At 71.6% G+C, this 26,627-nt stretch carries 31 protein-coding genes; 16 read left to right on the top strand and 15 right to left on the bottom strand.

Annotated elements, in window-relative coordinates:
- Positions 1-117: 117 nt before the first annotated feature.
- Entirely contained in the window at positions 118-414 is a 297-nt protein-coding gene (locus AB0D49_RS36665) for a DUF5955 family protein (protein WP_362766771.1), read from the bottom strand.
- Between the two features lie 220 nt (positions 415-634).
- Between AB0D49_RS36665 and AB0D49_RS36660 the strand changes: the two genes are divergently transcribed.
- Positions 635-1,243, top strand: a complete 609-nt coding sequence (locus AB0D49_RS36660) for a nucleotidyltransferase family protein (protein ID WP_362766768.1) — start codon at positions 635-637, stop codon at positions 1,241-1,243.
- A gap of 237 nt (positions 1,244-1,480) precedes the next feature.
- Positions 1,481-3,106, top strand: coding sequence for a malate synthase A (aceB, locus tag AB0D49_RS36655; RefSeq protein WP_362766764.1), 1,626 nt, complete (start codon positions 1,481-1,483; stop codon positions 3,104-3,106).
- A gap of 7 nt (positions 3,107-3,113) precedes the next feature.
- On the opposite strand, the gene AB0D49_RS36650 is transcribed toward aceB, so the two are convergent.
- The 3 genes from AB0D49_RS36650 to AB0D49_RS36640 are packed head-to-tail and all read right to left on the bottom strand — an operon-like array spanning position 3,114 to position 5,936.
- Positions 3,114-3,392, bottom strand: a complete 279-nt coding sequence (locus tag AB0D49_RS36650; RefSeq protein WP_362766761.1) for a SelT/SelW/SelH family protein — start codon at positions 3,390-3,392, stop codon at positions 3,114-3,116.
- Positions 3,389-4,303 carry a HipA family kinase gene (locus tag AB0D49_RS36645; protein ID WP_362766758.1) on the bottom strand — a complete coding sequence of 305 codons (915 nt, stop codon included), beginning with the start codon at positions 4,301-4,303 and terminating at the stop codon, positions 3,389-3,391. Before AB0D49_RS36645 ends, AB0D49_RS36650 begins: the two co-directional genes overlap by 4 nt.
- 4 nt (positions 4,304-4,307) lie before the next feature.
- The gene (locus AB0D49_RS36640) at positions 4,308-5,936 is read right to left on the bottom strand and encodes an IucA/IucC family protein (RefSeq protein ID WP_362766812.1); all 1,629 of its coding nucleotides are present in this window, start codon (positions 5,934-5,936) and stop codon (positions 4,308-4,310) included.
- Between the two features lie 216 nt (positions 5,937-6,152).
- Here AB0D49_RS36640 and AB0D49_RS36635 point away from each other — a divergent pair, with 216 nt between their 5' ends.
- The 3 genes from AB0D49_RS36635 to AB0D49_RS36625 all read left to right on the top strand — a co-directional run bounded on the left by AB0D49_RS36635 (position 6,153) and on the right by AB0D49_RS36625 (position 9,923).
- Positions 6,153-7,655 carry an IucA/IucC family protein gene (locus AB0D49_RS36635; RefSeq protein WP_362766755.1) on the top strand — a complete coding sequence of 501 codons (1,503 nt, stop codon included), beginning with the start codon at positions 6,153-6,155 and terminating at the stop codon, positions 7,653-7,655.
- Positions 7,656-7,815: 160 nt separating this feature from the next.
- Positions 7,816-9,078 (top strand): VWA domain-containing protein, encoded by a 1,263-nt coding sequence (locus tag AB0D49_RS36630; RefSeq protein ID WP_362766752.1) that lies wholly within the window; start codon positions 7,816-7,818, stop codon positions 9,076-9,078.
- A 47-nt stretch (positions 9,079-9,125) separates the two neighbouring features.
- A complete protein-coding gene (locus AB0D49_RS36625) occupies positions 9,126-9,923 on the top strand; it encodes a hypothetical protein (protein ID WP_362766749.1) in 798 nt (265 codons plus the stop codon).
- 54 nt (positions 9,924-9,977) lie between these two features.
- On the opposite strand, the gene AB0D49_RS36620 is transcribed toward AB0D49_RS36625, so the two are convergent.
- Positions 9,978-10,628, bottom strand: coding sequence for a helix-turn-helix domain-containing protein (locus tag AB0D49_RS36620; RefSeq protein ID WP_362766746.1), 651 nt, complete (start codon positions 10,626-10,628; stop codon positions 9,978-9,980).
- An 84-nt stretch (positions 10,629-10,712) separates the two neighbouring features.
- On the opposite strand from AB0D49_RS36620, the gene AB0D49_RS36615 reads away from it, so the two are divergent.
- The gene (locus AB0D49_RS36615; RefSeq protein WP_362766743.1) at positions 10,713-11,924 is read left to right on the top strand and encodes a pyridoxal phosphate-dependent aminotransferase; all 1,212 of its coding nucleotides are present in this window, start codon (positions 10,713-10,715) and stop codon (positions 11,922-11,924) included.
- A 40-nt stretch (positions 11,925-11,964) separates the two neighbouring features.
- A complete protein-coding gene (locus AB0D49_RS36610) occupies positions 11,965-12,261 on the top strand; it encodes a hypothetical protein (protein WP_362766740.1) in 297 nt (98 codons plus the stop codon).
- Positions 12,262-12,267: 6 nt separating this feature from the next.
- Here the strand turns inward: AB0D49_RS36610 and AB0D49_RS36605 are convergent, their stop codons facing one another.
- Complete coding sequence (locus tag AB0D49_RS36605) at positions 12,268-13,245, bottom strand: NAD(P)-dependent alcohol dehydrogenase (protein WP_362766737.1); 978 nt, start codon at positions 13,243-13,245, stop codon at positions 12,268-12,270.
- A gap of 102 nt (positions 13,246-13,347) precedes the next feature.
- Between AB0D49_RS36605 and AB0D49_RS36600 the strand changes: the two genes are divergently transcribed.
- On the top strand, positions 13,348-14,046 hold the full coding sequence (locus AB0D49_RS36600) for a TetR/AcrR family transcriptional regulator (RefSeq protein ID WP_362766734.1): 699 nt from the start codon (positions 13,348-13,350) through the stop codon (positions 14,044-14,046).
- Here AB0D49_RS36600 and AB0D49_RS36595 read toward each other — a convergent pair.
- Positions 14,000-14,176 carry a hypothetical protein gene (locus AB0D49_RS36595; RefSeq protein ID WP_362766731.1) on the bottom strand — a complete coding sequence of 59 codons (177 nt, stop codon included), beginning with the start codon at positions 14,174-14,176 and terminating at the stop codon, positions 14,000-14,002. The two genes, AB0D49_RS36600 and AB0D49_RS36595, sit on opposite strands and share 47 nt — an antisense overlap.
- 185 nt (positions 14,177-14,361) lie before the next feature.
- Here AB0D49_RS36595 and AB0D49_RS36590 point away from each other — a divergent pair, with 185 nt between their 5' ends.
- Complete coding sequence (locus AB0D49_RS36590; RefSeq protein ID WP_362766728.1) at positions 14,362-15,954, top strand: hypothetical protein; 1,593 nt, start codon at positions 14,362-14,364, stop codon at positions 15,952-15,954.
- Here AB0D49_RS36590 and AB0D49_RS36585 read toward each other — a convergent pair.
- Positions 15,874-16,287, bottom strand: coding sequence for an ATP-binding protein (locus tag AB0D49_RS36585; protein ID WP_362766726.1), 414 nt, complete (start codon positions 16,285-16,287; stop codon positions 15,874-15,876). The two genes, AB0D49_RS36590 and AB0D49_RS36585, sit on opposite strands and share 81 nt — an antisense overlap.
- 148 nt (positions 16,288-16,435) lie before the next feature.
- Here AB0D49_RS36585 and AB0D49_RS36580 point away from each other — a divergent pair, with 148 nt between their 5' ends.
- Genes AB0D49_RS36580 through AB0D49_RS36555 form a run of 6 tightly spaced genes read left to right on the top strand, consistent with a single transcriptional unit; the run spans position 16,436 to position 19,828 of the window.
- Positions 16,436-17,275 (top strand): helix-turn-helix transcriptional regulator, encoded by an 840-nt coding sequence (locus AB0D49_RS36580; protein ID WP_362766725.1) that lies wholly within the window; start codon positions 16,436-16,438, stop codon positions 17,273-17,275.
- On the top strand, positions 17,275-17,463 hold the full coding sequence (locus AB0D49_RS36575) for a DUF397 domain-containing protein (protein ID WP_362766723.1): 189 nt from the start codon (positions 17,275-17,277) through the stop codon (positions 17,461-17,463). The genes AB0D49_RS36580 and AB0D49_RS36575 overlap by 1 nt, the downstream gene beginning before the upstream one ends.
- A gap of 10 nt (positions 17,464-17,473) precedes the next feature.
- On the top strand, positions 17,474-18,073 hold the full coding sequence (locus AB0D49_RS36570) for a histidine phosphatase family protein (protein ID WP_362766722.1): 600 nt from the start codon (positions 17,474-17,476) through the stop codon (positions 18,071-18,073).
- A gap of 37 nt (positions 18,074-18,110) precedes the next feature.
- Positions 18,111-18,752, top strand: a complete 642-nt coding sequence (locus tag AB0D49_RS36565) for a hypothetical protein (protein ID WP_362766720.1) — start codon at positions 18,111-18,113, stop codon at positions 18,750-18,752.
- Positions 18,753-18,786: 34 nt separating this feature from the next.
- Positions 18,787-19,209 (top strand): acyl-CoA thioesterase, encoded by a 423-nt coding sequence (locus AB0D49_RS36560; RefSeq protein ID WP_362766718.1) that lies wholly within the window; start codon positions 18,787-18,789, stop codon positions 19,207-19,209.
- A gap of 37 nt (positions 19,210-19,246) precedes the next feature.
- On the top strand, positions 19,247-19,828 hold the full coding sequence (locus AB0D49_RS36555; protein WP_362766713.1) for a VanZ family protein: 582 nt from the start codon (positions 19,247-19,249) through the stop codon (positions 19,826-19,828).
- Positions 19,829-19,855: 27 nt separating this feature from the next.
- Here AB0D49_RS36555 and AB0D49_RS36550 read toward each other — a convergent pair whose 3' ends face one another.
- From AB0D49_RS36550 to AB0D49_RS36520, 7 genes are all read right to left on the bottom strand, one after another.
- Entirely contained in the window at positions 19,856-21,190 is a 1,335-nt protein-coding gene (locus AB0D49_RS36550; RefSeq protein WP_362766810.1) for a nucleobase:cation symporter-2 family protein, read from the bottom strand.
- A 302-nt stretch (positions 21,191-21,492) separates the two neighbouring features.
- Positions 21,493-22,872, bottom strand: a complete 1,380-nt coding sequence (locus AB0D49_RS36545) for an 8-oxoguanine deaminase (protein WP_362766710.1) — start codon at positions 22,870-22,872, stop codon at positions 21,493-21,495.
- A 56-nt stretch (positions 22,873-22,928) separates the two neighbouring features.
- Complete coding sequence (gene pucL, locus AB0D49_RS36540) at positions 22,929-23,843, bottom strand: factor-independent urate hydroxylase (RefSeq protein ID WP_362766707.1); 915 nt, start codon at positions 23,841-23,843, stop codon at positions 22,929-22,931.
- Positions 23,844-23,845: 2 nt separating this feature from the next.
- Complete coding sequence (uraH, locus tag AB0D49_RS36535; protein ID WP_362766704.1) at positions 23,846-24,247, bottom strand: hydroxyisourate hydrolase; 402 nt, start codon at positions 24,245-24,247, stop codon at positions 23,846-23,848.
- Complete coding sequence (gene uraD / locus AB0D49_RS36530; protein ID WP_362766701.1) at positions 24,244-24,765, bottom strand: 2-oxo-4-hydroxy-4-carboxy-5-ureidoimidazoline decarboxylase; 522 nt, start codon at positions 24,763-24,765, stop codon at positions 24,244-24,246. The genes uraH and uraD overlap by 4 nt, the downstream gene beginning before the upstream one ends.
- A gap of 185 nt (positions 24,766-24,950) precedes the next feature.
- Positions 24,951-25,313: a helix-turn-helix domain-containing protein gene (locus AB0D49_RS36525; RefSeq protein ID WP_362766698.1), complete on the bottom strand. Its 363-nt coding sequence runs from the start codon at positions 25,311-25,313 to the stop codon at positions 24,951-24,953.
- Entirely contained in the window at positions 25,310-25,561 is a 252-nt protein-coding gene (locus tag AB0D49_RS36520; RefSeq protein ID WP_362766696.1) for a hypothetical protein, read from the bottom strand. Before AB0D49_RS36520 ends, AB0D49_RS36525 begins: the two co-directional genes overlap by 4 nt.
- Positions 25,562-25,773: 212 nt before the next feature.
- Between AB0D49_RS36520 and AB0D49_RS36515 the strand changes: the two genes are divergently transcribed.
- A complete protein-coding gene (locus AB0D49_RS36515; RefSeq protein WP_362766694.1) occupies positions 25,774-26,610 on the top strand; it encodes a TIM barrel protein in 837 nt (278 codons plus the stop codon).
- Positions 26,611-26,627 lie beyond the last annotated feature (17 nt).

Here is a 26,627-nt window from a genome sequence, read left to right as displayed (position 1 = left end):
CGCGCCCCTGAGAGTCGTTGTCGGGTGCGGGTCGTGGTCGCTCCTCGCGCAGTTCCCCGCGCCCCTGAAAGGCACCTCGCCGCGCCCCCGAATTACCAGAACAGGCCCACTCGATCGCTAGAACCGCTCCACCGCTCTTCTCATCTGGTCCAAGCCCCTCGACAACGCGCTCACCGAGCCGATCGACGCGGTGATGAGGAGGAGGGAGTTGCGTAGGTGTGGGGGGTCTGGAAGGGCGTCGGTGAGGGTGGCGGCGAGGGACGCGAGTTCGTGCTCGGCGATGGGGCGGTCCGGGAAGTCCGCCGGGTGGGCGGCTAATTCGCGGCGCAAGCGGGCGACCGCCGTGCACAGTTCCGCCATCCTCGGATCGTCGCCACTGTCCGTCGCGGGCCGGTGGCCCAAGCTGTTGAACACAGTTCTCCCCCTGCGCACCCTCCGGCGCGCGGTCCCTTCGTGTTCCCGCCCTGTCGTCCGCCCCAGGTGGTCGGCACCGGCGGACGCGGGTCAGTAAACGCCACCCGGCGCGGCGCGCGCCACCACGCGGGCCTAAATTCAGTCCGCCGTGCGCGCCCCCGGCGCACCGCGGAACCCGGGGTTGACTCCGCCGGGCCAGTGGGTCGGGTAAGCAGGAGTCATGACGGATCAGGAAGACGCCGCCGCCCCGGTCGCCGGGCTGTTGCTGGCCGCCGGGGGCGGGCGGCGGCTCGGCGGGCGACCCAAGGCGCTGCTGGTGCACCGGGGGCGACCCCTGGTGGAACACGCCGTGGAGGTGCTGCGTACGGCCGGATGCGCGCGGGTGCATGTGGTGCTGGGGGCCGCCGCGGACACCGTGCGGGAGCGGGCCCGGTTGGACGGGTGCGCGGTCGTGGAGAACCCGGACTGGGCCGAGGGCATGGGCTCGTCGCTGCGGGTCGGGCTGGCCTCGCTGGCGGGGACCGGGGCCCGCGCCGCCCTGGTGTCGCTGGTGGACCAGCCCGGCATCGGCGCGGCGGCGGCCGGGCGGGTGCTGGCGGCGTACACCGGCGAGGACTCCCTCGCGTCGGCCGCCTACGACGGCGTACGGGGGCATCCGGTGCTGCTGGGGGCCGCGCACTGGGCCGGGGTCGCGGCGAGCGCGGGCGGGGACCGGGGGGCGCGGGCGTATCTGCGGGCGCACGAGGACGGGATCACGCTGGTGGAGTGCGGGGACGTGGCCCGTGCGGACGACATCGACACCGAGGCCGACCTGCGCCACCTTGAGTGAACGCGATGGCACCCTGCGCCATCTTGGCTTGAACCCGTGAATCTCGATATCGACAGACCGTTGAACTTCCACCATGAGGAAACTAGTATCCACTGTTCAGAAGCGCTCGGGGTGTCCCCCCGAACGCCGGTCGCCCTTTTTGCACGCATTGGCACGCGCTGGCACGCGGTGCCAGTGGTGTGCGGCGGCATCGCACCATGGTTCGCCGAAGCAGCTCGCCGAAGGAAGTGACAGCACATGTCCGCACCAGCGCCGTCCTCGCTGGCCGTCGTCGACGCCGAGCCCCTGCCCCGGCAGGAGGAGGTCCTCACCGACGCGGCACTCGCCTTCGTGGCCGAGCTGCACCGCCGGTTCACGCCCCGGCGTGATGAACTCCTCGCCCGCCGGGCGGAGCGCCGCGCCGAGATCGCCCGCACCTCCACCCTCGACTTCCTGCCGGAGACCGCCGCGATCCGCGCGGACGACTCCTGGCGGGTGGCGCCCTCCCCGGCCGCGCTGAACGACCGCAGGGTGGAGATCACCGGCCCCACCGACCGCAAGATGACCATCAACGCCCTCAACTCCGGCGCCCGGATCTGGCTCGCCGACTTCGAGGACGCCTCCGCGCCCACCTGGGAGAACGTGATCCTCGGCCAGCTCAACCTGGCCGACGCCTACACCCGGAACATCGACTTCACGGACGCCGCCTCGGGCAAGTCGTACGCGCTCAAGGCGGACGAGGAGCTGGCCACCGTCGTGATGCGCCCACGGGGCTGGCATCTGAGCGAGCGTCATCTCGTCGACGCGGACGGCACACCCGTGCCCGGCGCGCTGGTCGACTTCGGGCTGTACTTCTTCCACAACGCCCAGCGCCTCATCGACCTCGGCAAGGGCCCCTACTTCTACCTCCCGAAGACCGAGTCCCACCTGGAGGCGCGCCTCTGGAACGAGGTGTTCGTCTTCGCGCAGGACTATGTGGGCATCCCGCAGGGCACGGTCCGCGCCACCGTCCTCATCGAGACCATCACCGCCGCCTACGAGATGGACGAGATCCTCTACGAGCTGCGCGACCACGCCTCCGGACTGAACGCCGGCCGGTGGGACTACCTCTTCTCGATCATCAAGAACTTCCGTGACGGCGGCGAGAAGTTCGTCCTCCCGGACCGCAACGCGGTCACGATGACCGCCCCGTTCATGCGGGCGTACACCGAACTCCTGGTCCGCACCTGTCACAAGCGCGGGGCGCACGCGATCGGCGGCATGGCCGCGTTCATCCCGTCCCGGCGCGACCCCGAGGTCAACAAGGTGGCGTTCGAGAAGGTCAGGGCCGACAAGGACCGGGAGGCCGGGGACGGCTTCGACGGCTCCTGGGTCGCCCACCCCGACCTGGTGCCGATCGCGCTGGCGTCCTTCGACAAGGTCCTCGGGGACCGCCCGAACCAGAAGGACCGGCTGCGCGAGGACGTCGACGTCCGGGCCGCCGACCTGATCGCCGTCGACTCCCTGGAGGCCAAGCCCACGTACGCGGGGCTGGTCAACGCGGTGCAGGTGGGCATCCGGTACATCGAGGCATGGCTGCGCGGGCTCGGCGCGGTCGCCATCTTCAACCTGATGGAGGACGCGGCCACCGCCGAGATCTCCCGCTCCCAGATCTGGCAGTGGACCAACGCCGGGGTCATCCTCGACAACGGGGAGCGGGTCACCGCGGAGCTGGCCCGCAAGGTCGCCGCGGAGGACCTGGCGGAGATCCACGCGGAGATCGGCGAGGAGGCGTTCACCGCCGGGCACTGGCAGCAGGCGCACGACCTGCTGCTGTCGGTGTCGCTGGACGCCGACTACGCCGACTTCCTGACCCTCCCGGCGTACGAGCAGCTCAAGGGCTGAGCCGACGTCAGCTCTCGCCGGTACGGTCCGTGTGGCCCAGGGTGCGTCCCGGGGCCACCCGGTCGCGGACCAGCCGCTTGACCGCCGTGGGCTCGGGGAACCCCTGCTCACGGCGGTCCCACACCACCTCGCCGTCCACCCGCACCACGAACACCCCGCCGGTGCCGGGCTTCAGCGCCAGCTCGGTCAGCTCGGCCTCGAAGGTGGTGAGCAGTTCCTGCGCCAGCCAGGCCGCGCGCGGCAGCCACCGGCACTGGGTGCAGTACTCGATCTGAACGACGCTCATCCCAGATGCACCGACCCGTCCTGTTCCACCGCTGGCTTGCCATGCAGATCGGGGACCTCCCGCAGCCACGCCGGGCGCCCCCGCCGGGTCTTCGCCGCCCGGCGCGCCTCCTCCGCGGCGATCTCCGCGCGGCTCGGGAACCCGGTCGGCAGCCACCCGGCCGACACCCGCGCCCGCGCCAGCAGAAAGTCCACGTACGCCGCGCGCACCGCGTCCGGTGTGCCGAACCCCGCCTCACCGGCCAGCCAGTCGTCGGGCACCTCGCCGACGATCCCGCGCAGCAGCTCCTCCGTCACCCGGGGCGCCAGCTCGGCGTCGGCGGCCGTCATGTCCGGCGCGTAGCGGCCGAGGGCGTGGTGGCGGAAGTCGTAGCGCCGGGCCGGGTCGGTGCCCTCCCAGCGGTGGTGGAAGACCAGGGCCGCGCCATGGTCGATCAGCCACAGCCGGGGCGGCACGGTCCCCAGGGTCGGCCAGACCATCAGGTTGGAGCTGTGGATCGTCCGGTCCACATTCACGGTGAGCGCGTCCAGCCAGACGATCCGCCCCGCCTCCAGGGGATCGACGGGGAACTCCTCGGCGACCTCCGGGCTGAAGTCCCGGGCGCCCGGCAGATAGTCCATGCCGAGGTTGATCCCCGCGCTGGCCTCATGCAGCCGCCGCACCTCGGTGTGCGGTTCATGGGCGGCGATGGCCGGGTCGAAGCGCACCAGCACCAGTTCCGGGAACCGCAGCCCGAGCGCCCGCGCCAGCTCCCCGACGATCACCTCGGCGACCAGCGCCTTGCGGCCCTGCGCGGAGCCGGTGAATTTGACGACGTACGTTCCGAGGTCGTCGGCCTCCATGACTCCCGGGACGGAGCCGCCGGAGCGCAAGGGCTCCAGGTAGCGGGTGGCGGTGACTTCTCTGAGCACCTGATCAGGTTATACGGGGGTCGGTGAGGGCGGCTTCCGGCCGCAGCGGGTTCGGCAGCGGCCGGTACCGCGCGTCCGCGCCGTCCGCGTCCGTCCAGCGCAGCAGCAGGTTGGTCTTGCCCGGCAGGGTCTCCGCGGTGAGCAGCGCGGGGATCTCCGGGAGGGCGTGGCGGGACAGCTCGCGGCGGGCGGCGGGCCAGGGGTCCAGGGCGGGGTGCTGTTCGGCGAGGGCCGCGGCGATCTCCACCAGGTGGTTCACCACCAGGCAGTACACCAGCCGCTCCCATCCGGCGGCCCGTCCCACGTCCTCGACCAGTTTCACGCCCTCCGCGTCCCGGTACAGCGCCCGCACCGGTGTGCCGTCCGCCGCGCACACGACGAGGGCGTTCTGGAGGTGGGCCTCGACCACCACACCGCGGTCCGCGAAGGCGGCCAGGACCGGGGGCACCACCGCGGCGAGGTACGCCTCCCACCAGCGCGCGGGGTCGGTCGCGGCGGCCAGCGGGGAGCCGGGGAAGCCCTCCGTCAGCGCGGCGGCGAGATACGGCGTGGTGCCCGGCGCCAGGTGCGGGCGCAGCCCCTGGCGGCTGAGCACCGCGAGTTCCTCGAAGGCGAAGGCAGCCGTCCGGTACCCCTGGTCGCCGAGCCAGCCTCCGCCCCCGCCGCCGGGCGCGCCCTGCGCGGCGAACGCGGCCGTCGCCGCCGTGTCCGTCCGGCGGAGTCTCAGCAGGTCGTGGCGCCACAGCCGGCGGATGTCGTTGGTGATCCGGACGTCCAGGCTGAACTTGAGGAAGAGGTCCGCGTCGGGCGCGTACACCGTGCGGATCGCCGCCGTCGGCCAGACGTCGGCCGGGGTCGCGCCGAGCCGGATCAGCCGACCGTCGGCGAACGCGGCGGCGAGCCGGTCGCCGAGCAGGGCGAGCTGCCAGGGGTGGGCGGGCAGCAGCCGGTATCCGGGCGGGGCGGTGCCGAGCGCGTCCAGCGCGGACGTGTCGCCGTCCTCCACCACCGTGTCGGCGCGCAGCCCGAGCAGGGTGAGCGGGAAGCGGGCGTACGCCTCCGGCGCGTACGGCAGCCAGGCGGCGACCGGACCGCCGCCGCGTGCCTTCGGCGCGGGGTGGTGGGGGTGGCCGGTGAGCAGGGACTGCTCGGAGAGGAGGTACGGGTCGGCGGGCGGCTCGGTGTCCGCACGGGCGGCCAGCAGCGCCGCCACCACGTCCCGGCTGTCCCGCATCTCGCCGGGCAGCTCGGCGTTGGTCCGGCCGGTGTGCCGGGTCAGCTCCTCGGCGACGACCTCGACCAGGGCGGTGTGGGTGAGCGGCTGCCAGTGGCCTCCGGCCGTGCGCAGCTCCGGGTCGGCGGGGCGCCGGGTGCCACGGACACGCAGGAGGCGGCCGGTGCCGAGCAGGCGGTAGGTGGGGCGCGGGTCCCCCGGCGCCTGCCCTGGCACGCTCCCCGGCGTCTCCCCCGACACCCGGCCTGGCGCACTCCCCGGCGCCTCCACTCGCTCCGCCGCCTCCCGCAGCAGACAGTTCAGCAGCGGCGCGGCGGCGCGGGCGTCGGCCTCCCCCGCGAGACGGGCGGCGGCGGCGGACGCGGCGCCGCCGGTCCGGGGGCCGGTGGACGGGGGGATGAGATCCACGGGTTCTACTCGTTCCCTACGGTTCTTACGGTTCGTGCGGTCGGAGACGATCAGTATCCCTCCGTACCCTCGCGCCCCCCATCAGCACCACCGCCCCGAGCCGCCCCGCCCCATCAACACCACCGCCCCCGAATCCCCCCCTCCCCACCCGCACCACCACCCCCGCACCGCCCCGTCCCCACCCGCACCACCGGAGGTAGACCCCCCGTGTACCCACCCTCAGCAGCCGTCACCGAGGTCGCCGGTGAGCTGGCCGCCCTGCGGCCCGGACTCGTCCCCGGGTTCTCGGCGGCGCTGCCCGGCGCCCGTGTCGCCGTGCTGACCCGGCTGTGGCGTGCCCTGGCCCATGAGCCGCTGCCCTGGGTCGAGCGCCGTGAGCCGTCCGGCGACGGTGTCACCCTGCGGCTGCGCGACGGGCGCGCGCTGTACGGCCCCGCCGCCGACCCGTACGCGACCCACGCCTACGCCACCACCGTGGAGCTGGACGGCCGTCCGTACGACGACCCGGCCCGGCTGCTGGCCGCGCTCGGTGTCCCGCACGGCGACGGGTTCGCCGCCGAGCTGGCGCACAGCACGGCCTCGCTGGCACTGTCCCGGGCCGCGCAGTCCGAGCACCCGGACACGGCCCCGGCGCACGACTGGGAGTGGGAGCAGCGGGTCGTCGACGGGCATCCGTACCACCCCAACTGCCGGGCCCGACCCGGTTTCTCGGTCGCGGAGCAGTTCGGGTACGGTCCCGAGCACCGCCCGCTGGTCCGGCTGGGACTGGTGCCGGTCCCGGCGTCCGCGGCGCTGGTGTCGGGCACCTGGCCGGACGCGCTCCGGGACGGAAGCCGTCTCCTGGTGCCGGTGCACCCCTGGCAGGCGGCCCATGTCCTCAAGCGCCGCTACGACGAGCAGCGTCCGGCGCATCCGCTGATGTCCTTGCGGACGCTCGCCCTGCCGACCGGGCCGCACGTCAAGACCGCGCTGAGCGCCCGGCTCACCTCCTCCGTGCGGGACATCTCCGTGCCGTCGGTGACCTCGTCCGCGGCCCTGTCGGCGTTCGCGGAGCGGCTCGCGGCCCGTACGGACGGGCTGCTGCACACCACGCGCACCCTGGGCGCGGTCACCGACGGCACGCCCGAACTGGCGGCGGTACTGCGGGAGTCGCCGCAGGTGTACGCAGGGCAGGGCGAGCGGGTGGTGCCGGTGGCGGCGCTGCCGCTCACGGGGCTGCCGGACGCGCCGGGCTGGCTGGTGGGGTTCGCGCGGCTGGCGCTGACGGTCGGGCTGCGGCTGCTGGAACTGGGCGTGGCGATGGAGGCGCACGGCCAGAATCTGCTGGTGGTGCTGGACGCGCAGGATGTGCCGGTGCGACTGGTGTACCGGGATCTCGCGGACATCCGGGTGAGTCCGGCGCGGCTGGCCCGGCACGGCATCGAGGTCCCGGAGCTGCCGGAGCTGCCCGCCCGCATCCTGACGGACGACGAGGACACCTTGCGGCGGAAGCTGTTCGGTTCGCTGGTGGCGGGGACGCTGGCCGCGACGGCGGGTTCGGGAGCCGCGCTGGGGGCGGTTCTGGACACCGTCGTCGACGATCTGCCCCGTACGCCGGACTCCGCCGCGCTGCGCGAAGGTCCGCTGCCCGCGAAGGCGTTGACGCTGATGCGGCTGACACCGGACCGAAAGGGAGATCTGTGGGCGGAGTTGCCCAATCCACTCAAGTGACGGAACGGACTCTCATGACGGTCCGCCACTCATGACGGACCGTCATATCCAGTCCCCCGTACGCCCCTTGACGCGCCCCCGGATGCCCTTCACCTCACTCCATCCGCGTTCTTGACCCGGAGTTTTGGAGCCGGACACCCACGCTCAATAGGATCCGCCGATGATCACAAGTAAACGGCGGGCGGCAGGCGTGGGTGTCCTGTTCGCCGCGCTGGCGGCCGGGCTCACGTTCCCGTCCACGGCGCTCGCCGACGAGACCACGGCCGCGGCGCCCAAGGTCAATCTGGTGCTGGACGTGAGCGGCTCCATGCGGGAGCGGGACATCGACGGACAGTCCCGGATGGCCGCCGCCAAGCAGGCGTTCAACGAGGTGCTGGACGCAACCCCCGAGGATGTCCAGTTGGGCATCCGGACACTGGGCGCGGACTATCCGGGCGACGACCAGAAGCGGGGCTGCGAGGACACCGCGCAGCTGTACCCGGTGGGCCCGCTGGACCGTACCGAGGCGAAGACGGCGGTGGCGACGCTGGCGCCCACCGGCTGGACGCCGATCGGCCCGGCGCTGATGGCCGCCGCCGGTGATCTCGACGGCGGCACCGGCTCCAAGCGGATCGTGCTGATCAGCGACGGCGAGGACACCTGCGCCCCGCTGGACCCGTGCGAGGTGGCCCGGGAGATCGCGGCGAAGGGCATCGGCCTGACCATCGACACCCTCGGCCTGGTGCCGAACACCAAGATGCGCCAGCAGCTCAGCTGTATCGCGGAGGCGACGGGCGGCACGTACACCTCGATCGAGCACACCGATGAGCTGACCGACCGGGTCAATCAGCTGGTGGACCGGGCCGCCGACCCGGTGGTCGTGCCGGTGGCGGTGGAGGGCGCCGACCGGTGCGCGCGGGCGCCCGCGCTGAAGTCGGGGCTGTACACGGACCGTCAGGAGTTCGGCCAGGCCCGCTGGTACCAGGTGGAGGTGGCGCCGGGCCAGGAGGTGCGCGCCGCGGTGAGTGTCGCGGCGGACCGGGCGGTGGCCCCGCACTACGGGGTGCTGCTGCGGGCGGTGACGGTCTCCGGCCGGGAGATCGTGCGCGGTGAGGCGGCGGGCACCGGCCGTACGGATGTGATCTCGACGGGGCTGCGCTATCCGAAGGCGGAGGCGGACGACGAGGACGCCCCGGCGGAGACGGTCTGTCTCCAGGTGACCAACTCGTTCGCGGCGGCCTCCGGGGTGAAGACCACGCCCGGTCTGCCGCTGGAGCTGACGGTGGACGTGGTGGACGGGCCGTCGCCCGCCGCCGATGTGGCCGCGTTCGGCCTGGGGCGCGGCTGGTGGCTGCTGGGCGCGCTGGTGCTGACCGGTTTCGTCGCGGGTCTGCTGTGGGGCTGGGTGTCCCGCTGGCGGGTCGCGGTCTGGAGGACCAGCTGATGCGCGCACGGAAGCAGACACGGAAACGGGCGGGGACAGGGACACGGATGCGGATCACACGAGCCGGGGCGGGCGCGCTGCTCGCCCTGGGCCTGGCGGCGGGCCCGGCGGCGGCCGACACCACTCCCGCCGCGACTCCGTCCGCCGAGGACTCCGGCGGCCCCACGGAGGCGGGGACGTCGTTCCGTACGGCGACCGAGCTGGAGCAGGGCCGGCCGGGTACGGCGGGCGCGTCCGCCGGTGACTACCTGTACTGGTCCTTCCCGGCCGACTCGGGCCAGCGCCCGACCGTCAAGGCGACGGTGGAGCTGCCCGAGTCCCATGCCGCGCAGACCTGGCAGATCGATGTGTACGACGGTCTGCGGCGCCGCCAGGCGTGCCAGTACGGGGCGCAGACCCGGACGGCGGCGGCGGGAGCGGCCTCCGTGGAGCTGGCGTGCACGCTGCGCACGGTCCGGGCGTGGTCCGAGCCGTGGGCGAACGACCCGCTGCCGGGCACGTACTACGTCCGGCTGACCGCGCCGGGGCTGCCGACGGCCGACCTCGGGCTGCCGGTCCGTACCGAGGTGCGGGTGGACGCGAAGCACATCGGTGGCCCGGCGGCGGTGGACGGTTCGCTGGCGGAGCCGCTGGTGCCGGGCGTGGCGGTGACGGCCGCCCAGGACGCCGACGACGACTCGGCGTCGTCGGCGGTGCTGTCGGCGATCGAGCCGGAGGACGGCTGGGCGTCGGGCTGGTGGTCGGACCGCTGGGTGTGGACGGCGATCGGCGGCGCGCTGGCGGCGCTGGCCGGGATCGGCGGCTACGCCCTGACCCGGGGTGCGGGACGGCCGCCGCGCGCCTGACCGATCCGAGAAGGCCCGCCCGTGGTGCGGGCCTTCTCGCGTACCCGGCGTCTCTCACGCCTCCCGGAGCGCCTTGGCAAGCGTGCTGTCCCCGCTCACGGAGACCCGTCCGTCGCGTACGGCGTCGGTGAGGGTGACGAGCCCTCGGGCGAGGGCGGTCCCGGTGTCCCGGTCGAACTCCAGCCGGGCGGCGGGCTGCTCACCGGACGCGCTCCCGTCCCCGTCGCCGTACAAGGGCCCGGCGTCCGCGCCGCCGCCCACGCGCACATGGAAGTCGCCCTCCTCGGTGCGTACCTGGACGAGCCCCTCACCCTCCCGCCCCGCCAGGGCCCGCAGCAGGGGCAGGGCGAGCCAGTGGGCGCGCAGGGCGTCGGTCGGCCGCCGGTCGCCGAGTTCGTCCTCGCCCCACTCCCCCAGCGCTTGCAGCACCGGGAGCAACCGGGCGCCGCGCGGGGTGAGTTCGTAGACGAAGGCGGCTGCGGGCGGGGGGAGTCGGCGGCGGGTGGTGAGTCCGTCGCGTTCCATGTCCTTGAGCCGGGAGGCGAGGACGTCGGTGCTCACACCGGGGAGGTCCGCGTGCAGATCCGTGTAGCGGCGCGGACCGGCGAGGAGTTCCCGGACGATCAGCAGAGTCCAGCGGTCGCCGACGACATCGAGCGCGCGGGCTGCGGAACAGTACTGGTCGTAGCTTCGGCGTGGTGACATGCGACGCAGTCTAGACATGTTGTTGGACTTTCCAAGCTGCCACTTGGTAAAACCAAGCATCACTAGTCAGCGGAGGAGCGTCGCATGGAGTTCCGGCAGTCGAGCAAGCTGAGCGAGGTCTGTTACGAGATCCGCGGCCCGGTGATAGAGCACGCGAACGCGCTGGAGGAGGCGGGTCACAGCGTGCTGCGCCTGAACACCGGGAACCCGGCGCTGTTCGGCTTCGAGGCGCCGGAGGAGATCGTCCAGGACATGATCCGGATGCTGCCGCAGGCGCACGGCTACACCGACTCGCGCGGAGTCCTCTCGGCCCGCCGCGCGGTGGCCCAGCGCTATCAGACACTCGGTCTCGAGGTGGACGTGGACGACGTCTTCCTCGGGAACGGCGTGTCGGAGCTGGTGTCGATGGCCGTGCAGGCGCTGCTGGAGGACGGCGACGAGGTACTGATCCCGGCGCCGGACTTCCCGCTGTGGACGGCGGTGACCACGCTCGCCGGAGGCAGGGCGGTGCACTACCTCTGCGACGAACAGGCCGACTGGTACCCCGATCTGGACGACATGGCGGCGAAGATCACCGACCGCACCAAGGCGGTGGTGCTGATCAACCCGAACAACCCGACGGGCGCGGTGTATCCGAAGGAGATCGTGGAGGGCGTCCTCGACCTGGCCCGCCGCCACGGTCTGATGGTGTTCGCCGACGAGATCTACGACCAGATCCTGTACGACGACGCCGTGCACCACTCGGCCGCCGCACTGGCCCCCGACCTGGTGGTCCTCACCTTCTGCGGCCTCTCCAAGACATACCGGGTGGCGGGTTTCCGCTCGGGCTGGCTGGTGGTGACCGGTCCGCGCCAGCACGCCCGGGACTATCTGGAGGGCCTGACCATGCTGGCCTCCATGCGGCTGTGCGCCAACGCGCCCGCGCAGTACGCGATCCAGGCGGCGCTGGGCGGCCGTCAGTCCATCCGGGACCTGACCGCGCCCGGCGGGCGCCTGCACGAACAGCGGGACGTGGCATGGGAGCGCCTCAACGACATCCCGGGCGTGTCGTGCGTCAAGCCCAAGGGGGCGCTCTACGCGTTCCCGCGCCTCGATCCCAAGGTCCACAAGATCCATGACGACGAGCGTTTCGTCCTGGACCTGCTGCTCCGGGAGAAGATCCAGGTCGTACAGGGCACGGGCTTCAACTGGCCGTCCCCGGACCACTTCCGGATCCTGACGCTGCCGCACGCGGACGACCTGGAGGCGGCGATCGGAAGGATCGGCCGTTTCCTGAGCGGCTACCGGCAGGACTAGAAACCTTGTGGGGGCTGGTGGTCGCGCCTAGGGTCCGCTCATGCGGGATGAGATCACGGCGAGGGTCGGCCACGAGTTCTACTCCTTCGACGGCCGGATACTGGAACTCTTCGGCCGTGAGTACTCCTGGCGCTTCCACATACGGCACATGTACATGATCGTGACGGAGCCGGACCGGAAGGGGCGGCGGGAGGTGACCCTCGGCCACGGCACTCCGGAGAACCGGGGGGCGAGCCTCACCTGGCGCCCCACGGCGGCGGAGTGGGAGCAGTCCCCCGACCTCGCGGCGCTGCTGGACGCGGTACGGGCGGCCCTGGACGCGCCGCCGGGCCGCTAGCCCTAGCTAGTCGACTCTCACCACATACTTCCCCCGTACCCCGCCCGCCTCCAGCGCGCGGTAGGCCGCCGCCGTCTCCGCCAGCGGGAAGACGGTGTCCACCGCCGGGCGCAGTGACCCGTCCTCGACGAGGCGGGCGAGTTCGTCGAAGAGCGCGCGGCCGGGGTTGCCGCTGAAGAAGCGGACCCGGGCGCGGCCGTGGACCGTGCTGGCGAGGACGGAGCCCAGCCAGGCGGCGGGCCGGGCGGTGTCGACCGCGACGGTGACCATGCGCCCGCCGGGCGCCAGCAGCCGCCGGTAGGCGGACAGTTCGGTGCCCACGGTGTCGAGGACGACGTCGAAGCGGCCGAGGTCAGCGGGGGTTGTGGTGCGGTGGTCGACGGCGTGGTCGGCGCCGAGTCCGCGGACGAAGTCGAGGTTGGTGGCGCGGGCGAGGGCGGTGACCTCGGCGCCGTACGCCCGGCCGAGTTGGACGGCGGCGTGGCCGACGCCGCCCGCGCCGCCCCGGACGAGGAGCCGTTCGCCGGGGCGCAGGGCGGCCTTGTCGCGCAGGGCGGTGACGGCGGTGGTGCCGGTGGCGGGCAGCGCGGCGGCGGCCACGAGGTCGAGCCCGTCCGGCACCCGGCCGAGCCGTTCCGGCCGTACGGCCACGTACTCGGCGGCGGTGCGGAAGCCGGAGCGGCCTACGACGCCCCAGACCCGGTCACCGACGGTGACGCCGGTCGTGCCGGGGCCGAGGGCGGCGATCTCGCCGGTGAAGTCGACGCCGACGCGCTGCGGGAAGGTGCGGCCGGTGAGGAGCCGGGCACGGCCGGAGCGGACGGTCGACTCACCGCCGTTGGCGCTGAACGCGCGGACCCGGACGAGGACTTCGCCGGGCGCCGGTTCGGGACGGGGGACGCGGCCGACGTAGAGGACGTCGGGGCCGCCGAAGCGGTCGAAGAGTACGGCGCGCATGGTGGGGGTTCGGGTGGGGGCGGTCATGGTGCTCACCTCGGTGGGAGGGGTGGGTGGTCGGGGTCGCCGCCGAGCGTAGGGTCGTAAGTGGACGGGATCGTCCGTTTGTGGCGGAGGTGAGAGACAGTGGTGGGTGATTCCTCTCGGTTGGCGGGTGGGGACGGGTTGCGGGCGGACGCCCGGCGCAATCGGGAGCGGGTGCTCGCCGCCGCCCGCGCGGTCTTCGCCGAGCACGGCATCGACGCGCCGATGGCGACGGTGGCCCGGCGGGCGGGGGTGGGCGTGGCGACGCTGTACCGGCGCTTCCCGACCCGGGACGACCTGGTGCGGGCGGCGTTCGAGGAGCAGATGGACCACTGCGCCCGCGCGCTCACCGAGGCACTGGCCGACCCCGATCCCTGGCGGGGCTTCACGCGGCTGGTGGAGACCGTGTGCGCGGTCCAGCGGGAGGAACGGGGCTTCCCGGCGGCGTTCCTGACCGCGTTCCCGGGCGGCGCGGACGCGCACGGCCGGGTGCGGGAGCGGGCCGAGCGGGATGTGGTGGCGCTGATCCGGCGGGCGCAGGCGGCGGGGGCGCTGCGGGCCGACTTCCATCCGTCCGATCTGGTCGTGGCCCTGGTGTCGCACTGCGGCCTGGTGGCCGCGCTGCCGGGGGACGTCGGGGCGTCCCGGCGGCTGGTGGCGTATCTGCTCCAGTCGTTCCGCGCGGGGACACCGGGGCGGCTGCCGCCGCCGAGCGGGGTGTCGCTGCGGGACGTTCCACTTGCGGCAACCGGCGGGTCTACAGCTGAAAGTGGCTCAGGAGCCGGTCGAAGGCGGCGCGGGTGAGACCGGCTATGACTCCGCCGAGGACGACACGGAGGACGGTGGACCGGTGAGGGTGGTCGCTCTCGGCCGGGTCCGGGACGGTGTGGGGTTCCTGAAGGGTCTCGGGGTGCGCCTCCTGGCGGATCTTCATGGCGGATTTCCTTTCTCGTAGGGCGAGCGTGACCCTCTCTGTGTAACGCCCGGTCATGCCCCGTTCCGTGATCTTTGGACGAATCCGAACGGCCGTCACGGCACCCTGGCCGGACCGGGCGGGGGGTGCGATGGTGGGCGGCGGGCGATGCCTGGTGGGACGTCACGCCGATCCCTGGGGGGAAGATGCCGACCGCTGGAGAGATCGCTGCGGCACTGCGGTTCACCGGTGAGTTCGAGCGGTTACGCAAACGCGCCGGGAATCCCTCGTACGACGAATTCGAGCGGCTGGTTCCGCACATTCCGCGCAGTACGCTGCACAACGCGCTCAGCGGTACACGGAAGAGTCTCGCGGACTGGCCGCTCTTCCGTCCGCTGCTCCTGCGGTGTATCGAGCTGGCGCGGAACAGCGGGGTCATGGATTCCGGGACCGAGGCCGAGTGGCTGGAGTTCTGGAAGGCGGCCACGGACGGGCGGATCATTCCGTCCCCGCTGGAATCCGCCGCCGTGCGGGAGAAGTTCCGCAGGGAGCAGGAACGGGCGAGGGCGCTCGGTGGCTCGGGGGTGTTCAAGACGCTTGAGGCGCTCTACCCCGGCTATCCACTGGTCGACTTGTGGGGGGTCAAGCATCCGATCGCGGAGTTCCCCGCGCCGCCGGGTCAGTGGGACGACACGGAGGCGGCGGCGGGCGAGATCCTGGACCGCCGGGTTCCGGCGGAGGACGCGTACGCCGACGATTTCGACCCGGGGATCGGACGGGCCGCGTTCTTCCGCTACGTCGACCGGTATCGCTCGGCGAGCGCGGAGGACCGTCGGCGGTTCTTTCCCGGGGTGACGTACGCGCTGCGCAGGATGACGAGGGACCCGCTCGGTGCCGTCACCCTCGACTGTTCCATGGGGCGCTACTTCACCTCGCTCGCCACATCGGAGGATCTCGACTCGGAGCTGATGGAATCGCTGGTCGCGGACCCGGAGAGAGCCGTGCCGCTGGGTGAACTCCCCCGCCGTTCCTGGCTCCATGAGCAGGTGGGCGATCCCCTTCTGGACGGTCGGCACCGGGACGCGGCGATCTCCCATGCGACGGTGGTGCTGACGGCCACGGGGGATGGCGGGTACGACATTCTGCTGCCGGAGCGGTCGCGTGATGTGGCCACGCACGCCAATTTCAATCATGTGGCGCCGTCCGGGATTTTCGCGCCCTATGACGAGACATCGCCGTCGCCGCTTGAGGAGTATTCCGTGCGGCGCAATTTCTTCCGCGAGTGGACCGAGGAGTTGTTCGCGGCGGAGGAGCATGAGCATCCACAGTATTCCGTGGTGATTCCCGATCCCGAGGACGAGCCCGAGATCACCCGGCTCAAGGATCTGCTGCGGAGTGGGCGTGGGCGGCTCAAATACACGGGGGTTTCCTACAATCTGCTCACCCTGCGCCCCGAGATCTGTATGGCGCTCATCGTCGGGGACCGGGCCTGGTTCCGGGAGGAGGACCGGATCGCCCGGGAGATGGGGCGCCGGTTCGAATGGGGCTGGGAGTACGAGCGGAAGGTGTGGGAGGGCACGAGGGCCCACGGGAAACCCGGACAGTTGCGGCTGCGCCTCGACTCCGACCTTCAGCCGACGGGCGGCACGCAACTGACGCCGAGTTTTCTGATTCCGAATGCCGCCGCCGCGATTTCACTGGCCGTGAGGATGCTGCGGCTACAGCTTCAGGGCGACCTCGCACCAGACGGTCTTGGTGTAGGGGTCTCCCCCGGCGGTCCCCCAGTGGGTGGCGAGTGACTCCACGAGGAGCAGACCGCGACCGGATTCGGCGTCCGGGTCGACCGGGGGGAGGCGACCGGGGGTGGGTGGCCGGCGTTCGGGTCGGGCGTCGGTGACCTCGATCCGCAGGGCGGGGTCCTCGGGGTAGAGGGTGAGTTTCAGCCGGAACTCGCGCCCGCGCAGCCGTCCGTGGAGAGCGGCGTTGGTGGCGAGTTCGGCGACGAGCAGGGCGGTGGTGTGACTGGCGTCGCTGTCGGGGGGCCAGCCCCATTCGTGCAGTTTCCCGATGGCACAGTGCCGGGCGAATCTAGCGCCGGTGGGGGTTGCGGGGAGGCGGATTCCGTAGTTCATGTCACTCAGAGTGGTCAGACGTCCCTATGGTGGCCAGTAACGGTGCCCGTACACAGCGTCACTGTCCGGGTCCCAACAGTGGTCTGGCCGGACGGTCAGGCGTTACACAGTGCGGTACAGGCAAGTTGGCGCTCGGAGGGGTTGGACCATGAGTGACAAGACCGCAGTATCGAAAGCCACCGATGACGAAGAGTCCATGGCGGTACTCCGGACGATCGGGCGGTTCATCAAGTCGTTCCGAGAGCGGAGCGGACTCACACAGGCGGAGTTGGGCAAAGCGGTCGGGTACAGCGAGGAACAGGTGTCGTCCATCGAGCGAGGCAAGCGTGCTCCGAGCGCGGCGTTCCTGATCGAAGCGGACCGGGTGTTAGCGGCGGACGGGCTGATCGCACGGCTGCAAGAGGAGGTGGAGCAGGTTGAGTACCCTCAGACGCTTCGGCATCTGACCAGGTACGAGGCGGACACGGTCGAGTCCTGCGCCTACACCAACAGTGTCGTTCATGGCCTGTTGCAGACTCCGGAGTACACCAGGGTGCTGTACGCGATGCGACGCCCCCCGTACACCCAGGAGGAGATGAAGCGGCTCGTCTCCGCGCGCCTGGCTCGTCAGAAGATGCTCGACCGGCAACCGGCGCCGGTGTTCAGTTTCGTTCAGGACGAGGTCACCTTGCGTCGCCCGCTGGGGGGCAGGGCGCTCATGAAGGCCCAACTCGAACACCTCCTGAAGATGGGCGAGCGACCCAACGTGGACATCCAGGTCATGCCGATGGATGTGAAGGAACATGCCTCGGTCTCGGGAGCCATCCGGTTGCTGCGGCTCAGCGGCGGAAGCACGGTGGCGTTCCAGGAACTGCCGTTCGTCGGACGCATCTTCACGCAGCCGAAGAAGGTACGGCCCCTGGAGATCCGCTACGGCATCGTCCGCTCCCAGGCCCTGGCGCCCTGTGATTCACTGGCATTTATCGAACAATTGTTGGGAGAGACGTGATGACCACCACCACGCTGAAGTGGTTCAAGAGCAGCTACAGCGAGAATGAAATCTCGGACTGTGTAGAGGTCGCCAACACCCCCCGCACCATCCACGTCCGCGACTCCAAGCGCATAGACGGCGACCAGCTCACGTTCCACCGCGACCACTGGACCACCTTCCTGAAGTACGCGAGCGCGTCGTCGTAGCCTGAACGGCATGGCTGATCTCTTTCTCGTACGGCATGGTGAGACCGAGTGGTCGCGGTCCGGGCGCCACACAGGACGTACCGACGTTCCGCTCACCGAGCGCGGACGCGCCGAGGCCAAGGCGCTCGTACCGCTCATCCGGTCTCACCGCATCGGCGCCGCGTTCGTCAGTCCCTCCCAGCGGGCCCGGGAGACCGCCGAACTGATCGGCCTGCCCGACGCCCGCCCCGACGTCGACCTCATGGAGTGGGACTACGGGGCCTACGAGGGCATCACGACCGTCGAGATCCAGCGGGAACGACCCGGCTGGTTCCTCTTCACGGACGGCGTGGAACCGGGACCCGCCGAGCATCCCGGCGAGACCGTGGACCAGGTCGCCCGACGCGCCGACCGGATGCTCGCCAAAGTGGACGCGGCGCTCGCCAACAACGAGGGCTGTGTCGTCCTCGTCGCCCACGGACACTTCCTGCGCGTACTGACCGCCCGGCGCCTGGGGCTCCCGCCGGAGAACGGGGCGCTGTTCCAGTTGGCCACGGGCGCGCTGGGGCGGCTGAGCCAGGAGCATGGGCGGCCGGTCATCGCCGGGTGGAATGTCAGAGCCGGGTCGTAGCCTTCGGAGACAGGGAGATCTCACGGAGGGGTACGGCATGACACGACCGCCCACGTCCGCGCAGCGGCGTGTCATCGACGCGGCCGATCCCGTCACGGGGCGGCTGAAGGGGACGGAGGCGCAGCTCGCGGCGCTGGTGAAGCGCGGGCTGGCCTTCCGGCATCCGCGCCCACCGCATGAGCACTTTCTGACCCCGGCGGGACACCGGCTGCGGGACACCCCGGTGTCCCAGCCGCCCGCCCCGGTCGCACGGGCGGAGCCCACCGCGTCGTCGGGGGTGTTCAGCGCGCGGGTCGGGGGTGAGGAGGAGCCGCCCGAGGGCGGGCCCGCGCGGGTGCGGGAGGTGCACAGCGCGTGGCAGGGGCTGCTGGAGCTGCGGCGGATGACGAACCAGGACGGGGCGATGGACCGGCCGTGCGCGTGGGAGCGTACGCATCTGGTGCAGGCGGCGGCGCTGGCGCTGGAGGCGGCGGGGCACCGACCGGAAGGCGGGGCGGAGGGCGGGGGGTATCGAGTGAGAGCCACGCCGCAGCCCGACGCCGTGGCGGTGTACGAGCCGGACCCGGACGCGCTGCGGGCGTGCGCGGCCACGCTGGAGCGGGCGGGCTGGCAGCCCGGCGAGTACACCGAGCCACGCACCCGGGCACGCTATCTGCTGGCGTCGCCGCGCCGGGTGTGAGCGGGGCGGCGGAACGGGATGACAAGGAGTCGCGGTGAGTGATGAGTTCTCGGTGCCGGTGACCGTACGGGGCTATGAGACCGATGTGCAGGGGCATCTCAATCAGGCGGTGTATCTGAGCTATGCCGAGCACGCCCGCTGGTCCCTGCTGGAGGCGGCCGGTATCCGCCAGCGGAATCTGACGGACAACGGGCTCGGACCAGTCGTCCTGGAAACCACGATCCGCTACCTCAGCGAACTACTCGCGGGCGACGAGGTGACGGTGACCTGCGCGTTCCTCTGGGGCGAGGGAAAGACGTTCAGGGTCGTCCAACGGATCGTGAAGCCGGACGGCACACTCGCCGCCGAGGTGGAGGGCATCAGCGGGCTACTCGACCTCACGGCCCGGCGACTGGTCGCGGCCCCGGGCGACCGCTTCAAGCAGCTCGCGACGGACCCGGGCCTGATGGGGCTGTAGGGAGCCGGTCCGTCAGGCGTCACTCGGAAAGGGCGTCATGGGTCGAGTATTCAGCTCCTACGCGGATGAACTGACCGTGGCGGTGTTCCTTGGAGTTCCGCTGTCCATCACGCTGGCATGGCTGCTGCACCGGTTCGTCATCGCGCGGACTCCGGGGCCGGGCATTCGACGCTTGGCAGTACTCGACGGTCTTCTGGCCGTATCGGTGCTGCCCTTTCTCTACGCGACGCTGTCCAGGGGATACGGCAGCGGACGGACGCTGAGCGTCGTTCCGTTCAGTGAACTCTCCTCCTCGTTCAGCACCGCACAGGTGGCGCTCTCCGAAGTGACGCTGATGAACATCGGCGGCAATACGGCCCTGCTGTTTCTCTTCGGCGCCCTGCTCCCCGTGCGGAGCCGCAGATGCCGCGGCTTCGCACGCGTCGCGGCTGTCGCGGCCCTGCTGTCGATCGGTGTGGAAGCCGCGCAGTACGCACTGGCGGTCGGCCGGGTCAGCTCCGTGGACGATGTCCTCGTCAATGTCGTCGGCGCCCTGATTGGCGCTCTCGTGTCTCGTCCATGGTGGGCGACCGTCCCTGTCCCTCGCGCGTCCGCCTCGACCGCGGCGGCGGTGTCCTGACGTGCGGGGTGCGGTCCGCGGCCCGGATCAACGGACCGCCCCACTGATCTCCTCCCCCGCCTCCATCGGATGCGTGACGTCCTGGGCGTCCCGGCCGTCTCCGCCGCCGATGTGGTTGAAGACCAGGTTGAGGAGGACCGCGGCGACGCAGCCCGTCGAGATGCCCGAGTCCAGGATGATCCGGGCGGTCTCCGGGAAGGCGTGGTAGAACTCCGGCGCCGAGATCGGGATGATGCCGACGGCCAGCGACACGGCGACGATCAGCACGTTGTTGTCCTTGTCGAGGCCCGCCCGTACCAGGGTCTGGATGCCGCTGGCAGCGACCGAGCCGAACAGGACGACCCCCGCGCCGCCCAGCACCGGGCGCGGTACGACGGCGATCAGGGACGCGGCCATCGGGCACAGCCCCATCAGCACCAGGAAGCCGCCGCCGGTGGCGACGACATACCGGCTGCGGATCTTCGTCATCGCGACCAGGCCGATGTTCTGGGCGAAGGCGCTGCACATGAAGCCGTTGAAGAGGGGGCTCAGGGCTGAGCCGAGGGTGTCGGCGCGCAGTCCGGCCGCGATGGTCTTCTCGTCGGCGGGGCGGTCCACTATCTCGCCCAGGGCGAGCATGTCGGCGGTGGATTCCGTCATGGAGACCAGCATGACCACGCAGAGCGAGACGATCGCGGCTAGCTGGAACTGCGGGGCGCCGAAGTGGAAGGGGGTGGGGAAGCCGATGATGTCCGCGTCCGCCACCGGGGCGAAGTCGGTGACGCCGAACGGGATCGCGAGCAGGGTGCCGATGACCAGGCCCAGCAGGACCGCTATCTGCTTGACGAAGCCCCGGGTGAAGCGGCGCAGCACCAGGACGACGGTCAGGGTGAGCGCGGCCAGGGTGAGGTTGGTGGCGGAGCCGAAGTCGGGGGCGGTGGGGCTCGCGCCCTGTGCCCAGCCGAAGGCGACCGGGAGGAGGGAGATGCCGATCAGGGTGATGACCGTACCCGTGACGACCGGGGGGAAGAAGCGGACCATCTTGCTGAAGAAGGGGGCGGCGAGGAAGCCGAGGAGTCCGGCGACGATCACCGCGCCGAAGATGACGGGCAGCGCGTCGGACGGGTCGTCGGTGGACGCGACGATCGCCGTCATGGGGGCGACCCCGGCGAAGGTGACCCCGTTGACGAAGGGCAGCCGGGCGCCGATCTTCCAGACGCCGAGGGTCTGGAGGAGGGTCGCCAGACCGGCGGTGAACAGACAGGCGCCGGTGAGGAAGGTCAGTTCGGCGGCCGACAGGCCGATGGCGGCGCCGACGATCAAGGGCGGGGCGACGACCCCGGCGTACATGGCGGCCACGTGCTGGAGGCCGGTCGTCGCCATCTTCACGGCGGGGAGTTTCTCGTCCACGGGGTGGACTGTGGGGGCGTCGGGGGCTCGGTCGGCAGGCACTGCGGCTCCTCCGGTCGGGTACACGGCACCGTCGCCGTGGGTGTCAGGGAGGTGGTGCGGGTGGTCGTGCGGGACCGGGGTCGAGAGAACTCGGGAGAAGGGGACGGTGTTGCCGTGCTCCGGGGCGTGTCTGTGTGTGGCACGCCCCGGAGACGGCCGCCATGGGCTCCGCTCGGGTCCATGGCCACCGGCCGGGAGCCGTCCCTCCCGGTCGGAGTCGGTGGGTCGCGGGGTCAGCCGCGTGCGGTGATCTCGGCCAGCCTGCGGGCCTGCGCGCGGGTCTCGCGGGCGAGGGCGTCCTCGTCGGCGGTGAGCAGCCGGCCGTTCTCCACGATCTGGCGGCCGTCGACGAAGGAGGCGGTGACCGGGGCCGCCGCGCCGAGGACCAGCGCGGTCACCGGGTCGGCGATGGAGGCGTGGGCGAGGGTGTCCAGGTTCCACAGGACCAGGTCGGCGAGCTTGCCGGGCTCCAGGGAGCCGGTCTCGGCGGCCCGGCCGAGGACTTCGGCGCCGCCGTAGGTGCCGAGGCGTAGTGCCTGACGGGCGGTCAGGGCGCGTTCGCGGTGGGCGCCGAGGCGGTTGACGAGGAGGGCGTTGCGCAGTTCGGTGTGGAGTTCGCCGGACTCGTTGGAGGCGGTGCCGTCGACACCGAGGCCGACCGGGACCCCGGCGGCGAGCAGGTCGGGGACGCGGGCGATCCCGGCGGCGAGGCGGGCGTTGGAGGACGGGCAGTGGGCGACGCCGGTCCGGGTCCGGGCGAACGCGGTGATGTCGGTGTCGTTCATATGGACGCAGTGGGCCATCCACACGTCGTCGCCGAGCCAGCCGGTGGACTCGAAGTAGTCGGTCGGGCCCATGCCGAACAGCTCATGGCAGAACTTCTCCTCCTCCACGGTCTCCGAGCCATGGGTGTGCAGCCGTACCCCGAGGCGGCGGGCGAGTGTGGCGCCCTCGCGGAGCAGTTCGGTGGAGACGGAGAACGGGGAACAGGGGGCGACCGCGATCCGGGTCATGGCGTCGAACGCCGGGTCGTGGTGGGCGGCGACGGTGGCCTCGGTCGCGGCGAGCGCGCCGTCCAGGGTCTCCACGGCGAAGTCCGGGGGCAGTCCGCCGTCCTTCTCGCTGCGGTCCATGGAGCCCCGGGCGAGGGTGAAGCGGACGCCCAGGTCACGGGCGGCCCGCACGATCGTGCCGGATAGATCGCCGGAGCCGTGCGGGAAGACGTAGTGGTGGTCCATGGCGGTGGTGACTCCGCCGCGGGCCATCATGGCGAGGGAGCCGCGGGCCGCCGCGCCCACCATCGGTTCGTCGATCCGCGCCCAGGTCGGGTAGAGCGCCACCAGCCAGTCGAAGAGGTTGTGGTCGGTGGCCAGGCCCCGGGTGATCCACTGGTAGAAGTGGTGGTGGGTGTTGATCAGACCGGGGGTGACCAGGTGTCCGGTGGCGTCGATCCGCCGGACCACATGCTCCAGGTCCCGGGGTGCGCCGCCCGCGCCGAGCGACTCGATCCGGTTGCCCGCCAGGACGACATGCCCGCGGGCGTACTCGGTGTCCTGGGCGTCGACGGTCGCGATCGCCGCGTTCTCGATGACGATGCGCTGGACTGCTGCCATGGGGTGTGTCCTTCGGTGGGTCCTTCGGTGGGTCCTTCGGTGGGTCCTTCGGTGGGTCAGAGGGTGGTGAGGTCCACCGGGATACGGGCCTCGCGGCCGTCGCGCAGGACCGTGGCCTCGATCAGGCCGTAGGGGCGGTCGGCGGCGACATACACCTCGTTCTCGTTCTTCAGCCCGAACGGGGCGAGATCCACCAGGAAGTGATGCTTGTTCGGGAGGGAGAAGCGGACCTCGTCGATCTCGGCGCGGTGCTGGATGATCCGCGAACCCATCTGGTACAGGGTCTGCTGGAGGGAGAGCGAGTAGGTCTCCGCGAACGCCTGGAGCAGTTGGGTGCGGGTCTGCTCGTAGGACTCCTGCCAGGCGGGCGGCTGCTGTCCGTCGTCGGTCCAGCCGAACCGCCAGCGGGCGGACACCTCGGTGGCCAGGATGCGGTCGTACGCCTCCTGGAGGGTCGTGTACTTGTCCTTGACGTAGCCCCAGAACTCGGAGTTGGTCGAGTTGAGGACCGTCAGGTCCTTGAGGCCGGAGATCACTTCCCAGTGCTCGCCGTCGTAGGTGACCTGGGTGAGGCGGGTCTCCTGGCCCGTGCGGACGAAGGAGTGCCGGGGCTCGTCCGCGCCGGTGGACGGCGGGGTGGCGGCGATGCGCTGCCAGGCGTACTCCTCGATCCGGACGCGGGCGCGGTGGATGGGCTCCTGGGAGGTGACGAAGTGCCGGGCGAGGTCGATGCCGAACTGCTCGGCGGACTCGATGCCGTACTCCTTGGCGAACGCGTACACCGTGTTCTTGGTGGTGTCGGTCGGCAGGACATGGGCGTTGGAGCCGGAGTAGTGGACCTCGGTCATGTCGCCGCTCAGCGCGATGGAGACGTTGAGGTCCTTGAGGTGGTGGGTGGCGCCGTCCCGCGTGATCTTGACGACCCGGCACTCGGCCTTGCCGTACTGGTTCTGTCCCAGGATGGTGGGCATCGCTAGCTCCCTCGGTATACGGAGTAGCCGAACGGGTTGAGCAGCAGCGGTACGTGGTAGTGCTCGCCGGGGGTCACGGCGAACGTGATCGCCACCTCCGGGAAGAACACGGCACCGCTGTCCCGGTTCGCGGGGGCGTCCTGCTGCGCATCGGCTCGCGTCGTCGCGGTCTGTTCGAGGTACGGCTCCACCGCGAAGTCGAGCCGTACATGGGTGGTGCCCTCGGGCGGCACCGGCAGGTCCCTGCACCGGCCGTCCGCGTCGGTCACCGAGCCGCCGAGGGCCCGCCAGTCGGCGTCGCGGCCGTCGCGGGCGCTGAGCCGGACGGCGACCGAGGCGGCGGGGCGGCCGACGCTGGTGTCCAGGATGTGGGTGGACACCGAGGCGGTGGTGCGGGTGCTCATGCTGATCGGTCCTCTTCCGGTTCCAGGAGACGGGTCAGTCGGATGCGGTTGATCTTCCCCAGTTCGGTGCGGACGATCTCCCGCTCCCGCTCCGGCGGGTTGCCGATCCGCTCCCGCAGCGCGTCCCGCATCTCCTCGCCGCCGCGGCCGGTGGCGCAGATCAGGAAGACATGGCCGAACCGCTCCTGGTAGGCGAGGTTGAGGGCGAGCAGCTCCGCCTTGACGGTGTCGGCGGCGCCCGCCATCCCGGACTGTTCCCGGGCCGAGGTGGGGTCACCCGGGCGGGGGCGGCCGATGGGCGGGTGCCCGGCCATGGCCTCGCCGAGATCGTCGGCGGTCAGTGCGGCCATGGCGGCGTCGCTGGCGGCGTACAGGTCCCCGGCGGTGGCGCCGGGCCGGGCGGCGAGCAGCCGCTCGACCCAGGCCGAGGCGGCACACACCTCGTGCAGGGCGCTGCGCGCGGCGGGCTCGTCGAGGGCGTTGAACCGGGTGAGGCCCGGTGGAGAGGTGGTCGTCACGGCAGCGCCTCCGGGGCCTGGTGCGGGACGGGCTGCGCATAGCTAACGCCCTGGAAAACACGGCGTCAACAGTTTGTTGAAAATTCGGGGTAACAAAAAACGCCGCCCCGCGCGTACGCGGAACGGCGGTACTGAGACGGGGAAAACCCCAGCTCAGGAGGGGTGGGCCGGGGGCCGTCCGGGTGTCAGCTCTCGCGCTCCCGGTTGAGGTAGTTGTAGACGGTGAAGCGGCTGACACCGAGGGCGACCGCCACCGTCTCCACGCCGTGCCGCACCGAGAAGGCGCCGCGCGCCTCCAGCGTCCGGACGATCTCCTGCTTGGTCCTGCGGTCGAGGTCGGCGAGGGGCCGGCCGTGCCCGCGCTCCATCGCGGCGAGGAGGTGATCGAGCGAGTCCCCGAGCTGCGGCAGGCGTACGGCGACGGCGTCGCTGCCCGCCCAGGTCAGCACCACATCGTCCGGACCGGCCTCCTGCGGTGCGACCATCGCCCCGCCCATGGCGTCGACCAGGGGCTTCACCGCGGCGATGAACTCCTCATGACCGGTCACTTATCGCCCTCCCCGACCACATTGACCTGGAGCGAGATCCTGGTAGCCCCGGCCTGGAGGGTGCGCCGCAGCAGCGCGTCCAGCGCGGTCAGTACGGCGTCGGCGCCGCCCTCCGCCGTGTTGCCGAACGGCCCCACGTCCACCGCGTCCAGGTCGGCCGCCTCGATCACCTCACGGGCCACCACCGCGTGCGCGGGGGCCTCGTCCAGGTCGAAGGGCTCGGTCGTGAACTCCACTCGCAATCGCACCCATACCCCCAGGAGGCCGTCGGCACTGCTCCGATCCGCTGTGGGACGACCCTAACGGACACCCGGGGCGCCACAGCGGGGTGCTGCCGGGCCCCTTGACAAGGGCGCGCACCCGACGGCACTCTTCCATTAGGCAGAAAGCAGGTTCCACCATACGGAATTACGCGACGATGCGAAATTACAGCGGTCGTAGAGAAAGGGGCGCGGCTCCGATGGGATTCGCAGACCAGCGCTTCACCGTCAACCTGTCGATCCTGTTCACGGAACTGCCGCTCCTGGAACGTCCGGCCGCCGCGGCGGCGGCGGGCTTCTCCGCGGTCGAGCTGTGGTGGCCCTGGGTGGACTCACCCACACCCGAGCGGTCCCGGCTGGACGCGCTGAAGAGCGCGATCGAGGACGCGGGGGTACAGCTGACCGGGCTCAACTTCTACGCCGGGCAGCTTCCCGGACCCGACCGGGGCGCGCTGTCGGTCCCCGGGGAGGAGTCGGCGCGGTTCCGGGCGAACGTGCCGGCGGCGGCGGAGTTCGCGGGATCGCTGGGCTGTACGGCGCTCAACGCGCTGTACGGGAACCGGGTCGACGGGGTCGATCCCGGGGCGCAGGACGCGCTGGCCCTGGAGAACCTCGCGCTGGCGGCGCGGGCCGCCGCCCGGATCGGGGCGATCCTGCTGGTCGAGGCGTTGAACGCGCCCGAGTCACCGAGGTATCCGCTGGTGTCGGCCGAGGCCGCGGTGGGGGTCGTGGAGCGGGTCAACGAGGCCACGGGGCTGGACAACGCGCGGTTCCTGATGGATCTGTACCACCTGTCCATGAACGGTGCGGACCTGCCCCAGGTGATCGCCGAGTACACGGACCGCACCGGGCACGTACAGATCGCGGACGATCCGGGGCGGGGGGCTCCCGGCACGGGGGCGCTGCCGCTGGAGGAGCTGCTCGATCGGCTGGCGAAGGCGGGGTACGGCGGTCTGGTGGGCCTGGAGTACAAGTCACCCGGCGCGGATGCGGACCCCTTCACCTGGCTCCCGTCTTCCTACCGCGCCCGGACATGACCCCACCCCTGGGGGCT

The organism is Streptomyces sp. NPDC048290, from assembly GCF_040652095.1.
Taxonomy (GTDB): domain Bacteria; phylum Actinomycetota; class Actinomycetes; order Streptomycetales; family Streptomycetaceae; genus Streptomyces.
This window is presented reverse-complemented; position numbering and strand designations above follow the sequence as displayed.